At 65.5% G+C, this 14,405-nt stretch carries 15 protein-coding genes; 8 read left to right on the plus strand and 7 right to left on the minus strand.

The genetic code is table 11. From position 1 onward, the window contains the following. Positions 1 to 371: 371 nt before the first annotated feature. Positions 372 to 1,481 carry a tyrosine-type recombinase/integrase gene (locus tag RLN94_RS02940; protein ID WP_350130905.1) on the plus strand — a complete coding sequence of 370 codons (1,110 nt, stop codon included), beginning with the start codon at positions 372 to 374 and terminating at the stop codon, positions 1,479 to 1,481. A 107-nt stretch (positions 1,482 to 1,588) separates the two neighbouring features. Here the strand turns inward: RLN94_RS02940 and RLN94_RS02945 are convergent, their stop codons facing one another. From RLN94_RS02945 to RLN94_RS02960, 4 genes are all read right to left on the minus strand, one after another. Beyond that, on the minus strand, positions 1,589 to 2,638 hold the full coding sequence (locus RLN94_RS02945; RefSeq protein WP_350130906.1) for a phosphatase PAP2 family protein: 1,050 nt from the start codon (positions 2,636 to 2,638) through the stop codon (positions 1,589 to 1,591). 95 nt (positions 2,639 to 2,733) lie between these two features. Then, positions 2,734 to 3,225 carry a hypothetical protein gene (locus tag RLN94_RS02950; RefSeq protein ID WP_350130907.1) on the minus strand — a complete coding sequence of 164 codons (492 nt, stop codon included), beginning with the start codon at positions 3,223 to 3,225 and terminating at the stop codon, positions 2,734 to 2,736. A gap of 86 nt (positions 3,226 to 3,311) precedes the next feature. Continuing rightward, complete coding sequence (locus RLN94_RS02955) at positions 3,312 to 4,016, minus strand: winged helix-turn-helix domain-containing protein (protein ID WP_350130908.1); 705 nt, start codon at positions 4,014 to 4,016, stop codon at positions 3,312 to 3,314. 43 nt (positions 4,017 to 4,059) lie between these two features. Next, positions 4,060 to 4,302, minus strand: a complete 243-nt coding sequence (locus RLN94_RS02960; RefSeq protein ID WP_350130909.1) for a hypothetical protein — start codon at positions 4,300 to 4,302, stop codon at positions 4,060 to 4,062. 199 nt (positions 4,303 to 4,501) lie between these two features. On the opposite strand from RLN94_RS02960, the gene RLN94_RS02965 reads away from it, so the two are divergent. The 7 genes from RLN94_RS02965 (at position 4,502) to RLN94_RS02995 (ending at position 11,421) form a co-directional block, all read left to right on the plus strand. Beyond that, entirely contained in the window at positions 4,502 to 4,873 is a 372-nt protein-coding gene (locus tag RLN94_RS02965; protein ID WP_350130910.1) for a hypothetical protein, read from the plus strand. A gap of 174 nt (positions 4,874 to 5,047) precedes the next feature. Beyond that, on the plus strand, positions 5,048 to 5,680 hold the full coding sequence (gene rnhB, locus RLN94_RS02970) for a ribonuclease HII (RefSeq protein ID WP_350130911.1): 633 nt from the start codon (positions 5,048 to 5,050) through the stop codon (positions 5,678 to 5,680). Between the two features lie 90 nt (positions 5,681 to 5,770). Further along, a complete protein-coding gene (locus tag RLN94_RS02975) occupies positions 5,771 to 6,886 on the plus strand; it encodes a site-specific DNA-methyltransferase (protein WP_350130912.1) in 1,116 nt (371 codons plus the stop codon). A gap of 214 nt (positions 6,887 to 7,100) precedes the next feature. Continuing rightward, positions 7,101 to 8,366: an MFS transporter gene (locus RLN94_RS02980; protein WP_350130913.1), complete on the plus strand. Its 1,266-nt coding sequence runs from the start codon at positions 7,101 to 7,103 to the stop codon at positions 8,364 to 8,366. 138 nt (positions 8,367 to 8,504) lie between these two features. After that, positions 8,505 to 9,506, plus strand: a complete 1,002-nt coding sequence (gene dgcN / locus RLN94_RS02985) for an N-acetyltransferase DgcN (protein WP_350130914.1) — start codon at positions 8,505 to 8,507, stop codon at positions 9,504 to 9,506. 84 nt (positions 9,507 to 9,590) lie between these two features. Further along, positions 9,591 to 10,556: an N-acetyl-D-Glu racemase DgcA gene (dgcA, locus tag RLN94_RS02990; RefSeq protein WP_350130915.1), complete on the plus strand. Its 966-nt coding sequence runs from the start codon at positions 9,591 to 9,593 to the stop codon at positions 10,554 to 10,556. Between the two features lie 4 nt (positions 10,557 to 10,560). Next, positions 10,561 to 11,421 carry a D-amino-acid transaminase gene (locus RLN94_RS02995; protein WP_350130916.1) on the plus strand — a complete coding sequence of 287 codons (861 nt, stop codon included), beginning with the start codon at positions 10,561 to 10,563 and terminating at the stop codon, positions 11,419 to 11,421. A 122-nt stretch (positions 11,422 to 11,543) separates the two neighbouring features. Here RLN94_RS02995 and RLN94_RS03000 read toward each other — a convergent pair whose 3' ends face one another. The 3 genes from RLN94_RS03000 to RLN94_RS03010 form a co-directional block, all read right to left on the minus strand. Continuing rightward, positions 11,544 to 13,061, minus strand: a complete 1,518-nt coding sequence (locus RLN94_RS03000) for a catalase (protein WP_350130917.1) — start codon at positions 13,059 to 13,061, stop codon at positions 11,544 to 11,546. A gap of 101 nt (positions 13,062 to 13,162) precedes the next feature. Further along, entirely contained in the window at positions 13,163 to 13,888 is a 726-nt protein-coding gene (locus RLN94_RS03005; RefSeq protein WP_350130918.1) for a SpoIIAA family protein, read from the minus strand. Positions 13,889 to 14,021: 133 nt separating this feature from the next. After that, positions 14,022 to 14,405 carry a DoxX family protein gene (locus RLN94_RS03010; protein ID WP_350130919.1) on the minus strand — a complete coding sequence of 128 codons (384 nt, stop codon included), beginning with the start codon at positions 14,403 to 14,405 and terminating at the stop codon, positions 14,022 to 14,024.

Here is a 14,405-nt window from a genome sequence, read left to right on the forward strand (position 1 = left end):
AGCTATCTTCATTGGCGCTGTCGATTTCGTCTCGACGGACCTCAAACGGACGGCGACTGTCAGCGACGTGACGCTCGCGTGGATCGGAGCCAACGGGGTGGCGGACTGACTGATGGCCGCCCCTTACCCTTTCTTTGCAGCAGATCGAACCGCCGGAATCACATGACCGAACTTCGCGACACTGGCTCAGTCTTTCTCGACACCGGCAAAACGCCGGAACAGTGGGTTGAGCTGATGTTGGAACGCGGGTTCGAGGTCAGCGTGCGAACACTTCGCGAGGGCGCAAAGCGCATTGGAGCGTGCTGCAAGTTTGGCAACGCGATGATTCTTCTACCCGAGCACATCGATCAAATCTTGATGGAGTCGCAACCATGCCGCTCGAAGCATACTCCCGCGGATCAGTTTACTGGGCCAGAGGCCGCGTCGAATACGAAGGGCGCCCGATCACCGAGTACTACAGAGTCAGCACGGGAGCATCTACAAAAGCGGGCGCGCATGAATGGATCCAACGGGAAACGGAAAGGCAAAGGCGTCGTTACCTCCTTGGAGACGAGGCGGAACAGCTGACGATGGGGGATGCCGTCCAGCTTTACGATGCCAAGCCGGCCGAAGCCAAATGCCTGCTCGATATCGTGGACGCTCTTGGAGATGACTTTCTAGATAAGCCCATTGTCGAAGTGACACCGCGATATCTCCGCGACCTCGGGTTTTGTCTAAAGCCCAATGCCTCCACCGACACCATGTGGCGAAGCATCGTAACCCCGCTCCGAGCGGTGATAAACAATGCCCATGATCTGGGGAAGTGCCCACCAATCAAGGTCAAGCGGTACACCGATAAGGAACGGATCGACCAAGACCTCAACCGAGGGAAACAAAGCCGGGTAGAGCGCAAACCATCTGACAGAGCGTGGATAGCGGCATTCTGCGCTCATGCCGACGTCCACAACGCTGCCTTGGCGCACTTCATGTTCGAAACGGCTGCGAGAATCGACCAGGCGATTTCCATCCTCCCTGAGCATTTGGACCTTCTCAAAAAGAGAGTTTGGCTGAAAGCCGCGAAAGGCCATCCGGCCCAATGGGTCGATATCTCACACGACATGATGATTGAGCTGGCAAACCTGCCGCCCAAGCGGCCTCTGAACCGCAAAACGGGCAAACGCATGGAAGCTCGGGTGTTCGGCTACGCCACCCCCACAGGATACCGCAAACGATGGCTGACGATCTGTCGCGACGCCGGTATTGCACCACTTTCCGCCCACGCTGCCGGCCGGCACGGCTTCTACACTGAGTTGCGCGTGAGGCAGGGTGTAGATCCAGTGTCAGCCGCCAAGGCAGGCCGCTGGAAATCAGTCTCTCTGCCCGACCAGATTTACGCCCACGCGGAGGATGATCAAGCCATGCTGCGCGAGCAAATTCGTACAGGACGCGTACAGCGTACTGAAGATGAAACCGGTATCTCCCTGAAACAGAAAGGAAAATGAGATGATAAACGATACCCTCCTAAGGGGCAGGTTGCAGGTTCGAATCCTGCCGGGGTCGCCAGCGTTTCACTTGTCAGTGCAGTCGGCGGGCCGGGCGGGGAGCTTGGTCATTCCGCCGGGTTGACGGCGGCGGTGCCGGGCGCGGGGCGGGTGCGGAGCCCGGCCGAGACCGCGGCCCAGAGCGCCACCACCAGCGCCGAGGAGGCCAGCCCGTCGACCGCGTAGTGCCAGCCGAGGTGGACCGAGCCGATCCAGATCACCACGGTATAGGCGGTGCCGAGCGCCCCGAGCCACGGATTGATGCGGGCGAAGAGCAGCGCCCACATGGCGGCGAGGGCGACATGCATCGACGGCATGGCGGAGATCCCGAGGCCGAGGCCCACCTGGCCCGCGTTGTGACCGTCGAGGAGCATCTGCTGGTAGGTTTGCGAGTCGAGGCCGCCCGTGGCCGTCGCCACGGCGGCGAGCCGTGCGGCGAGGTCGTCGTAGAGCCCGCCCGCTGCGAAGAGCGCGCCCTCGTAGACCGGGCCGGCGGAGGCGAAGGTCAGCGCCAGGACGCAGCCGATCAGCCCCCAGCTTGCCAGGTAGGTGGCGATGTAACAGGCCCTTGCGTGGGCGCCGATCACCAGCAGGCTGCAGAACACGTAAGCCAGGATCATCGGGTAGAACCAGGCGTGGTAGATGCGGTCGATCAGCCAGGTGGCGGTGGGCGAGCCGAAGAGGTCGTGGGACAGGCGCCAGGGATCGGTGCCGAGGAAGAGCTGGCGGTCGAGCGTGGCAAAGGCCGCGTCCCAGCCGGTGTCGAACCCGTGGAGCGGCAGGGCCACGGTCTTGTGAACCGTGAAGCTGGCCATGGTGACGACGAAGGCCAGCGCCGGGATGACCACGTGGGCGAAGCGGCTTTCGGCCCGGTGATGCGCGGCCCAGTCGCGCAGGAAGGCGAGGCGGCCGCGCGGGTCGCGCGGGCCGGTGCCCTGCCGCAGAAGGGCGAGGCAGACCAGGATCAGCCCGCCCGCGCCCCACATGGCCAGGGCCATCTGCACGTAGTCGAGCAGCGGCCCGGCGAAATGGCTCAGCGTCACGCCGGGGCTCGCCCATGTCCAGGCGAAGACCGCGAACGCGATCAGCATGTAGAGATTGTTGGCGACCCGTTCCATTCGACCCTCGTCTCCCGTCCGGCCCGGTGTCGGCGATGGCCGGCGCGATTTTAGGGCCGGAATGCGTCAAGAGGGTGGAAATCGGCCCGGGCGGGCTAATCGGCTGCGAGCGCCTCGAGCCGGGCGGCGAGTTGGGCGATCACCTGCTCCTGGGCGTCGATGCGGGCGGTTTCGGCCTCGAGCCGTTCGATCTTGCCGTGCAGTTCCTCGATGTAGATATGCGCGTGCTCGAGTTCGTTGGTCAGCGTGCCGATGCGTTCGGAGAGGTTGATCGGCGCGCCACCGCCTCGCAGCCGGTGTCGCAGGTGGGCCCGCCGGTGGTGAGCGTGCCGGTGAGGGTCACGTCGCCATTGGCGTTCAGGCGCATCTCGGGGCCATCGCCGTCGACGATGTTGTAGCGGAACTCGCCGGTGCCGAGGGGCCCTTCGGTGACGACCACGTGGGCGGATTGATTGTTGGCCGCCGCAGGTGATGCGTAGGAAGCTGAAGGTTTCGTCGTAGACATAGATGCCGGCATCGTTGCCGCGCAGGTCCCAGATGTAGGAGGATGTGTGTTCCAGCCGGATGCCCGCCTCGAAGTCGCGCATGGCATGCAGCCCGTTCTGCGGCAACGAGGTGCCGAGGCCAAGTTGGCCCGCGGCGTCGATGAACAGGGCGTTGGCTGCGCCGGCCTTCAGATGACGCGGATCACGTCCTTGTCGATGGCCAGCATGTAGCCGCGGCGGGCGATGTTCTTGACCAGCAGTTCCGAGATCATCTGGTTGCCCAGCGTGTCACGCAGGCGCTTGATGCGGGTGGCGCCGGCGGCTTCCTCGCAGTCTTCCTTGGAGCGGCCGGAGATGACCGATTCGATCTCGGCCCCGGTGAGCACGTCGTCATCCATCCGCGCCTCGGCCAGCACCGCGAGTGTTTCCATCGCCGCCTCGGTCAGCTTGAAGCCCATGTTGTTGAGGTAGACGGTGTTCTCGTCGCGGCTGATGAGGAGCGAGCTGACCTGGATGCCGGAGCGTTCGATCTGGGCCATGCGGCGGTTGAGGGCCACCAGCATCACGAGGAAGACGAGTGCCGCGATCAGCAGCGCCGTGGCGAAGACCAGCAGCACGAAGATGACGATGCGGTAGCTGGTCAGCGTTTCGGAAAAGGCGGTGCCCGAGAGGGCGAGGATTTCCAGCAGCTTGATCTCGGCCTGTGCGGTCAGCGCGTCGTTTTCGACGAAGATGCGCTCGACCCTTGCGTTGAAGGCGTTGCCGTCGGGCAGGGTCAGGAACAGGAAGACGGCGGTCAGCGACAGGATCGTCACGATGGCGATGACGCCGCCAATCACCACCCGGCTGCCCGAGCGGCGCGCATCCGCGGCCAAGGCTGTCTCGTCTGTCACCACCGGCGTGCCCCCATCGTCAGATCACGTCATCTCATTACCGTCACTGTTCGCGGACCGACAGAATCTTCAGCAGGGTCAGCCCCTTGCCGGCAAGGATTGGCCGAAGCTGGGCCTGGGCCGTCGCGGTGTCGCAGGGGCCGGGCACGACCGCGACCTCGAAGAACAGCTCGAGCGGGTTGTCGCGCTTGGCCTTGTATTCGACTTGACAGGCAGCCTGGGCCGATGCGGCGGCAGACAGCGCGAGACCCGCGGCAAGCAGGCATATGGTGAGGGTTCGTTTCATGGCGCCAACATGCGCCGAAGCGTGAAGCTATTCAATAACCGCCTGCGCGAAATGGCCTTTTCCGACCCTGTTATCGGATAACACCGAGGCGATATTGCCTGTCAGACGGGGGTGGGCGCAGGATCGGGGCATGACCGGTGTCACCGGCTTTGCCCGATTGCCGGACATCACGGTAACCCCTGCCTGAAAGGAGGCCCCGATGCCCTTCAAACGCTTCATCACCTCGATCATGGCCGCCGCCATGGCGCTGACGGTGCTGTCATCCGCGCCGGCGCGCGCGGATAACGACACCGCCAAGATCATCGCCGGTGCCGCCGCGCTGGCGATCATCGGCATGGCGATCGCGGAAGCCAATGACAACGACAACTATTACGTCTCGCGTCACGGCTATAACCCGTACCGCGCCCATCAGTACCGGCAGCACAACCGCTGGGTTCAACATCAGCGCATGCGCCAGCACAACCGCTGGGTTCAGCAGAAGCGGTACCAGCGGCACCAGTACCGCAAGCATCACCGGCACCACGGTCATTCCCATCATGGCCGCCGCCACCACGGTCATCGCAACTGGTGATTACGGTAACCAGTACTCACGGCGTTCCGTGAGCCGTTGGGAGGGGAGGGCTTCGGCCCTCCTCTTTCTTTTTGCGAGGTCGCAAGAGGGCTTCGTGGCCCCGTCGTGCGGCCGGCTGACGCAGTTCCGCCAGGGCCCCTTTGCATTTCCGCCGGCAACATGCTTTCTGCCTTTATGGACGGACCGGATTACACCATGGAACTCGACCTGCTGGGCCAGGGCGCGCTGCGCGTGGCCGGGGTCGACGAGGCGGGGCGCGGGCCGCTGGCGGGGCCGGTGACCGCCTGTGCCGTGGTGCTGGAGCGGGATTGCATTCCGGAAGGCCTCGACGATTCCAAGAAGCTGACGGCCCAGCGGCGGGCCGAGCTGCACGACCAGATCATGGCCTGTGCCGAGGTGTCGGTGGCCCATGCCAGCGTCGAGGAGATCGACGAGATCAACATCCTGCGCGCCGCGCACCTGGCGATGGAGCGGGCGCTGGCGGGGCTGAGCAAACCGGCCTGCATGGCGCTGATCGACGGCAACATGATCCCGCGGAATTGCCGCGGTCCGGCCCGGCCGGTGATCCGCGGAGACGGGCTTTGCGTGTCGATCGCTGCCGCGTCGATTGTGGCGAAAATCAGGCGCGATCGCATCATGTGGGATTTGGCGCAACAGTTTCCGGGATACGGCTGGGAGACCAATGTGGGCTATGGTTCGAAAAGCCACATGGCCGCGCTTCAAAATCTCGGTGTGACCCCACACCATAGACGTTCGTTCAAACCGGTACACAATATCTTGTATCAAGTTAAATCAATAACCTCCTGATTCAAAAAAGAAATTGACGACGAATCGGGTTTGACTCATCTTCGGAGCCAACAACTCAGAGCGCAGAAAGCGCCGGGACAGAGGCAGACAATGACGAAGATGACCAAGGTTGCGAGCGCGCCCGCGCTTCCGCTCAACACGATCCTTGCCGGCGACTGCATCGAGGTGATGAATGGCCTGCCGGAGGCCAGCGTCGACCTGATCTTTGCCGACCCGCCCTACAACCTGCAATTGCGGGGCGACCTGCACCGGCCGGACAACAGCCAGGTGGATGCGGTCGACGATGCGTGGGACCAGTTCGCCAGTTTCGAGGTCTATGACCGGTTCACCCGCGAGTGGCTGGCCGCCGCGCGGCGGCTTCTGAAGCCCACCGGGGCGATCTGGGTGATCGGGTCGTATCACAACATCTTCCGGGTCGGCGCGGCGCTGCAGGATTCGGGGTTCTGGATCCTCAACGACGTGATCTGGCGCAAGGCCAACCCGATGCCGAACTTCCGCGGCAAGCGGTTCACCAACGCGCATGAGACGATGATCTGGGCCTCGAAGGAGGAAGGCGGAAAGTACACCTTCAACTACGAGGCGCTGAAATCGCTCAATGACGGCATCCAGATGCGGTCGGACTGGGTTCTGCCGCTGTGCACGGGCCACGAGCGGCTGAAGGACGAGAACGGCGACAAGGCTCACCCGACGCAGAAGCCCGAGGGGCTGTTGCACCGGGTGCTGGTGGGCGCAACCAACCCCGGCGACGTGGTGCTCGACCCGTTCTTCGGCACCGGCACGACCGGCGCCGTGGCCAAGATGCTGGGGCGGGATTACATCGGCATCGAGCGCGAGGAGAGCTATCGCAAGGTCGCCGAGAAGCGGCTGGCGGATATCCGGCGCTACGACCGGGCCGCGCTGGAGGTGTCGACCTCGAAACGCGCCGCGCCACGCATCCCGTTCGGGCAGCTTATCGAACGGGGCATGCTGCGCCCGGGCGAGGAGCTTTATTCGATGAACAACCGCCACAAAGCCAAGGTGCGCGCGGACGGCACGCTTGTGGGCGACGATGTGAAGGGCTCGATTCACCAGGTCGGCGCGGCGCTGGAAGGCGCGCCAAGCTGCAATGGCTGGACCTACTGGTGCATCAAGCGCGATGGGAAGAAGGTGCCGATCGACATCTTCCGCCAGCAGATCAGGGCGGAGATGGGCGACCGGCCCAACTAGAGCCCCCCCCCGAAATCAGACGAACACCGCCGGTGCCTGTGGCCTGACATTGCAGGCACTCAACTGTGCCCCCCGCCCTTGTTGGCGGGGGCTTTTTTTCGGCGGTGCGGGAGCATGGCGGCAAAGGGCGCTTTCCGGCCCGGTGTTCCCCCAGCGACGCCACATGTCGGAAACGCAGGCGCAGCCCCGTGGCGCCCCGTGACAAAGCGGTGGCATGAGACGCGCCCTGATCGACAACTGGGCCCTGTTTTTGGGCATGCTGTTCCTGATGGTGGGGAACGGGATGCTGGTGACGTTGCTGACCATCCGGGGCAGCGTGCTGGGGTTCACCGACCTCGAGATCTCGCTGATGCAGGCCTGTTACCCGCTGGGGGCGCTGGCGGGCACGGTGCTGACCCCGCGGCTGATCGAGAAGGTGGGGCATATCCGGGTGTTCTCGGCGCTGGCCTCGATGGTGTCGGTGGCGGCGATTGCGCACCTGCTGACCAGTGACCCGGTCAGTTGGGGGCTGATGCGGCTGCTGGCGGGGGCGTGCTTTCCGGGGCTTTACGTGATCACCGAAAGCTGGCTCAACGCCAAGACGGAAAACCGCATCCGGGCGCAGGTTCTGTCGGTCTATTTCATCATCCAGTCGGCCGGCCCGGCGCTGGGCACCGCGATGGTCGCCCTGCCCGACCCCAAGGGCAACCTGCTTTTCGGCCTCTGCTCGATCCTCTTGTCGGTGGCGATCGTGCCGCTTCTGCTGTCGAACAACCGCGCGCCGGAATACACCGCCCCCGACCGGATGCCGGTCAGGCGGCTTTACAAGGTCTCGCCCATGGCGGTGTTGGGCATCGTCATCATGGGCGCGGGCGTGGTGGCGTGGTTCATCTCGCTGCCGCTCTACGCGCTGCAGAACGGGTTTTCCGAGGCGCAGGCCTCGTTCGCGCTGGTGGTGGCGATGGTGGCGGCGGCGGTGTCGCAATACCCGCTGGGCTGGATCTCGGACCAGACCGACCGGCGCTACGTGGTGATCGGCATGGCCGCCGTATCGGTGGTGGCGGCGCTGTGGATGGCGCTGGACACAAGGCCGATGTCGATCCTGGTGGGTTTCGCGGTGATCGGGGCGGTGACGTTGCCGGTTTACTCGATCCTTGCCGCCCACGCCAACGACCAGCTCAGCCCCGGGCAGGTGGTGCCCGCGGCCGGCACGATGGCGTTCCTTCTGCAGTTCGGGCAGGTGTTCGGGATGCTGATCGGGCCCAACACGCTGAAGCTGTTCGACGGGCGGGGCCTGCCCTTGATGCTGGCGGTGGTGGGCGTGGCGACGGTGCTGCTGGCGGTGACGCGGCGGGTGCGCTCCGACGCGCCGGAGGAGACCGGCGAGGTCCGGCCGACCGGCGTCATCGGCATCGCCCAGCCGGGGCTGTTGCAGGCCGAGGTTTATGCCGAGGAGGATGCCGCACCGCAGTCCGACAGCGATGAATCTTCGCACAGTTAGCCGAAAGTTCGAACAATCTTGCGCTGATTGGCGGATAGACTTCCGAATCAAAGAGGACATCGCGGCGGCTTCATCGGAAACTGCCGCAAAACTGATTCCCGCCTGCGGCCCCGCCGCCGGCCGACAAGGAGACGCGCGATGATCGAGACCCCCTACCTGCTCTTCCTGGGCGATGCGCCCGACATGCTGGCCGCGAAGGTCGCCATCGGCATCCGCGACTGGCGCCCCGAGCACGCGGTCGGCCAGTTCCGGCTGGAAGGCTGCGGCGCCGATCTGGGGCTTACCGACATGACGCTGGACGAGGCCAAGGCGGCGGGCGCCAAGACGCTGGTGATCGGCGTGGCGAACCGTGGCGGGGTGATTTCGCAGGAATGGAAGAAGGTGCTGGTCACCGCGCTGGAAGAAGGCTTCGACCTCGCCTCGGGCCTGCACAACCTGCTGCGCGACGAACCCGACCTGGTGGCCGTGGCCGAGGCCACGGGCCGCACCCTGCATGACGTGCGGGTGCCGTCGGTCAAGTACCCCATCGCCGACGGCAAGAAACGCCGCGGCAAGCGCTGTCTCGCGGTGGGCACCGACTGTTCGGTGGGCAAGATGTACACCGCCATGGCGATGGAACGCGACATGACCGAGCGCGGCATGAAGGCCACTTTCCGCGCCACCGGCCAGACCGGCATCCTGATCACCGGCGAGGGCGTGCCGCTCGATGCCGTGATCGCCGATTTCATGGCCGGCTCGATCGAGTGGCTGACGCCCGACAACGACGACGATCACTGGGACATGATCGAAGGTCAGGGCTCGCTCTTCCATGTCAGCTATTCGGGCGTGACCATGGCGCTGGTGCATGGGGGCCAGCCCGACGCGCTGATCCTGTGCCACGAGCCGACGCGGGCGCATATGCGCGGCCTGCCCGACTACCAGTTGCCGAGCCTGCAGCAGCTTCGCGACACCGCCCTGCCGCTGGCCCGGGTCGCCAACGCCGCCTGCCAGGTGGTGGGCGTGTCGGTGAACACCCAGCACATGGGCGAGGACGAGGCGAAGGCCTATCTTGCCAAGGTCGAGGAAGAGATGGGCCTGCCGGCGACCGACCCCTACCGGTTCGGCTCGGGCAAGCTGGTCGACGCGCTGGCGGCGCTCTGACACACGTGACACGGGCCCCGGGCCTGACCCGGGGCCTCTGGCCAGAAACGGGGAGGTCCCGGATCAAGTCCGGGACGGGATGACATGGAACTATCGGTAACGCGGGACGTCTTCAGGCTGGCGCAGGTCTTCACCATCAGCCGCGGGTCAAGGACCGAGGCGCAGGTGCTGACCGTGCGGATCAGCCAGGACGGCGTGACGGGCCGGGGCGAATGCGTGCCCTACGCCCGCTACGACGAGACGCTCGACAGCGTGACGGCCGAGATCGAGGGGCTTCCGGCGGAGTTCGACCGCGAGGCGCTTTATGACCTGCTGCCGGCGGGTGCCGCGCGGAACGCGGTGGATTGCGCCCTGTGGGATCTGGAGGCGAAAAAAGCCGGTGTCCGGGCGTGGGACCTGGCCGGGCTTGGCGTGCCGGGACCGGAGGTGACGGCCTATACCCTGTCGCTGGACGAGCCCGAGAAGATGCGGGCGCAGGCCGCGAAACATGCGCACCGGCCGCTTCTGAAGATCAAGCTGGGCACGCCCGACGACATGGCGCGGCTGGAAGCCGTGCGCGCCGGCGCGCCCAAGTCGAAGATCATCGTCGACGCCAACGAGGGGTGGAGCGCCGAGGTCTATGCCGACCTCGCCCCGCATCTCGTCCGCCTCGGCGTGGCGCTGGTGGAACAGCCGGTGCCGGCGGCCGAGGATGACGCCCTGCTGGGGATGGAGCGGCCCGTGCCGGTCTGTGCCGACGAGAGCTGTCACGACCGGGGAAGCCTGCCGGGGCTCAAGGGCAAGTATGACGTGGTCAACATCAAGCTCGACAAGACGGGCGGGCTGACCGAGGCGCTGGCGCTGCGGCAGGCGGCGCGGGAAGAGGGCTATGACATCATGGTCGGCTGCATGATCGGGTCGAGCCTTGCCATGGCGCCCGCCGTGCTGGTGGCGCAGGGCGCGGTGGTGACCGACCTTGACGGCCCGCTGCTTCTGGCCGAAGACCGCGACACACCGCTGACATTCGACGAGGCCGGGGTGCATCCGCCCGCGCCGGAACTTTGGGGATAAGAGCATGCGCACAGTCTACGTGAACGGAGAGTACCTGCCCAAGAACGAGGCCAAGGTGTCGGTCTTCGACCGGGCCTTCCTGATGGCCGACGGGGTCTACGAGGTGACCAGCGTGCTGGGCGGCAAGCTGATCGATTTCAACGGGCACCTGAAGCGGCTGGAACGCTCGCTGAACGAGCTGGACATGCAGAAGCCCGAGGCGTTCGACGACCTGCTCGAGATCCACCGCGAACTGGTGCGGGCGAACGGGATCGAGGACGGTCTGATCTATCTCCAGGTGACGCGCGGCGCCGCCGCGGACCGCGATTTCGCCTTTCCCGACCCCGAGGAGGTGAAGCCGACGCTGGTGCTGTTCACCCAGGCCAAGCCGGGACTGGCCGACAGCCCGGCGGCGAAGAAAGGCATGAAGGTCATCAGCATCGAGGACATCCGCTGGGGCCGGCGCGACATCAAGACGACGCAGCTTCTGTACCCTTCCATGGGCAAGATGATGGCCAAGAAGGCCGGCTGTGACGATGCCTGGATGATCGAGGACGGCAAGGTGACCGAGGGCACCAGCAACAACGCCTATATCGTCAAGGGCAACAGGATCATCACCCGCGAGCTGTCCAACGACATCCTGCACGGGATCACCCGCGCAGCCGTGCTGCGCTTTGCCCGCGAGGCGCAGATGGAGGTCGAGGAGCGGTCCTTCACCATCGACGAGGCGAAGGCGGCCGACGAGGCGTTCATCACCTCGGCCAGCACCTTCGTGATGCCGGTGGTGGAGATCGACGGGGCGCGCCTTGGCGACGGGACGCCGGGGCACGTGTCGAAGCGGCTGCGGGAGATCTACCTCGAGGAGAGCCTGAAGGCGGCGATCTGAGCGGACTGTCTTCCGACTGGCGGTGACCCGTTTTCTGCGCAGAAAACGGCCCGGAAAGTTCGTATTTTCCGGGCCGGAATTTACGCAAATTCCGGGCGCGCCACGGCCCTGACAGCGAAGACCTAGCCGCCGATGCTTTTCGCCGAGGCCATGCCCGGCGCGTCGGACGTGCCGCCGAGTTGCTCGCGCACGCCCTTCTCGATCCGCTTGCCGATATCCGCGTCGATGTTGCGCCAGTATTCGAAGGCGCGTTGCAGCACCTTCTCGCTGACCCCGTCGCAGAGGTGGCCCACGACGTTGCCCACCAGCCGCTCGCGCATGCCGTCATCCATCACGTCGCGCACGAGGATGCCCGCCTGGGTCCAATCGTCATCGTCCTTGCGCAGGGTATAGGCCTGCCGGACCATGTCGCCATCGGCATACCACGTTCCGGCCTCGCCGCCCGTCTGCGGTTCCGCCGCCGGCCCACCGTAGGAGTTGGGCGCATAGACCGGGTCGACCGCGTGCTTGGTGCGCATCTCGCCATCCTTGGAATAGGAGTGGGTCTCGGTCTTGGGCGCGTTGACCGGGATCTGCTTGTAGTTCACGCCCAGCCGCGCCCGGTGCGCGTCGGCATAGGAGAACCCGCGCGCCAGCAGCATCTTGTCGGGCGAGAGGCCGACGCCGGGCACCATGTTGTTGGGCTCGAACGCCACCTGCTCGATCTGGGTGTGGAAATCGACCGGGTTCCGGTCGAGCGTCAGCTTGCCGACCTCGATCAGCGGATAGTCGTCATGCGGCCAGACCTTGGTGAGGTCGAACGGGTTGATGCGATAGGTCTTGGCATCCTCGTAGGGCATGATCTGCCACTTGAGCGTCCATGACGGCGCGTTCCCCTCGGCGATGGCGTTGAACAGGTCGCGGCGGTGATAGTCGCTGTCGGCCCCGGCCAGCCGGTCGGCCTCTTCCTGGCTGAGATAGGCGTTGCCGTCGCCCTGGTCGGTGTGGAAGTGGAACTTGACCCAGAACTTCTCTCCCTCCGCGTTGACCAGCGAATAGGTGTGCGAGGAATAGCCGTTCATCTCGCGCCAGGTGTGGGGAATGCCGCGGTCGCCCATCAGGTAGGTCACCTGGTGCGCGCTTTCGGGCGAGAGCGTCCAGAAATCCCACTGCATGTCATGGTCGCGCAAGGCGTTGTCGGCGCGGCGCTTCTGGCTGCGGATGAAATGCTGGAACTTCATCGGGTCGCGGACGAAGAAGATGGGGGTGTTGTTTCCGACCATGTCGAAATTCCCCTCCTCGGTGTACATCTTGACCGAGAAGCCGCGCGGGTCGCGCCACGTGTCGGGACTGCCGCGTTCGCCGGCGACGGTGGAGAAGCGCACGACCACCTCGCATTTGGCGCCGGGCTGGAAGATGCCGGCCTTGGTGTATTTCGAGACGTCCTGCGTGGTCTCGAACGTCCCGAACGCGCCCGACCCCTTGGCATGCGGCTGCCGCTCGGGGATCCGTTCGCGGTTGAAGTTGGCCATCTGTTCGATGAGGTAGTGATCGTTCAGCACGATCGGGCCGTCGGGGCCCACGGTGAGCGAATGCTCGTCGCTCTGAACCTTGATGCCTGCGTCCGTGGTGGTCGGGGGGGTCTTGCAGTCGTCGGTCATCCAAAGCCTTTCTCGTGTGTCACGAGACCAACGAATGCCCGGCGGGTCAGGTTCCTGCGGGGGCCGCCTGCCCTGGCGTGAGGCGGCCCCGGGGAAGGGGATCAGGCGGCCAGCCAGTCCTGTGCCTTGTCGAACTCCGATCCGTCGAAATGGCGGGCGTCGAAGCCGAAGGCGCGCTTGCCGATGCCCACCGCCATCTCCTGCCAGCCGGCAGTGCCGACGATCGCCGCCCGTTCCACGCGCGAGGCATGGCCGCGGACGAGGTCGAAATGGTCCTTCAGCGCGCCGAAGCCCTGCCAGCCGTCGAAATCGCGCAGGTCGATCAGCAGGCGCAGCTTTTCGTGCTGGGCCATGTAGCGGTTGAGATCTTCGAGGTCGTTGGCATAGGCCTCGCCATCCAGTTTGCCGCGCAGGGAGAGATGCAGGATGCCGTCGCCGATCTCCTGCTGCTGGATGGTGCCGAGGCTTTCGCGCAGCCAGCGGCGGGCGTCTTCCAGCTCGGCCATGGCGAACTTGCCCACCGGGCAGGGGAGGAAGATCGAAAAGGCGCCGACGGCGTTGCGCATGGCGCTGTTGTCGGTGACCAGCGCCGCCCGGTCGAAGCCGCGCCAGTGCTTGAGGCCGGTGCGGGCGTCCTTGAGCATGGCGCCGAGGGTGAAATCGGAGAACCCGGCCTCGACGATGGCGAGGATGCGCACGCGGTCGTTCCGGGCGATGGCCGCGTCGATGGCGGGGATCAGCGTGTCGGTATAGTCGGCGTCGGTGACCGGCGGGGTCATGCGGATCTCGAGGATGCCGTGGTCGTCGGTGGGGTCTATCTCGATCATCGGGTCGGTCTTTCCGGAAAGGTTGGGAACCCCGTGGATATAGGAAGGCGCGGGGCGGTCCGGAAAGGGGGGCGGGAGCGGGTGGCTGATCCTTGCGCGGGTCGGCGCCGTGATCCCGCGCGGCTGCGACAGCCTAGCCGGTCTTGGGGCCGAACAGGGTCAGCCGCCCCGGCCCCTGCGCCGCGAGGATTAGCAATCCGCCGGCGATGGCGAAGTTCTTGACCACGATGGTCACCTGCCACGGGTCGGCGCGGAGCTGCCAGTGGAAGTAGCTGGTGAAGATGCAATAGGCGGCGAGGATCAGCGCCCAGGTCCGGACATGTGGCCCCAGCACGAGGCAGAGGCCGGCGGCGATGTTGAACATGGTGACCAGCCAGATGAGCCAGCCCGGCAGGCCGATGCCCGTGATCATCTGCAGCACCGGTGCGGGATCGGAGAGTTTCTGCGCCGCGCCGCCCGCGAACAGCAGCGCGATCAGCACGCGGCCGACGAGGTTGAGCGTGTCGGAGGCCGGCAC

The sequence above is a fragment of the Roseovarius sp. genome (assembly GCF_040223625.1).
Taxonomy (GTDB): Bacteria; Pseudomonadota; Alphaproteobacteria; order Rhodobacterales; family Rhodobacteraceae; genus Roseovarius.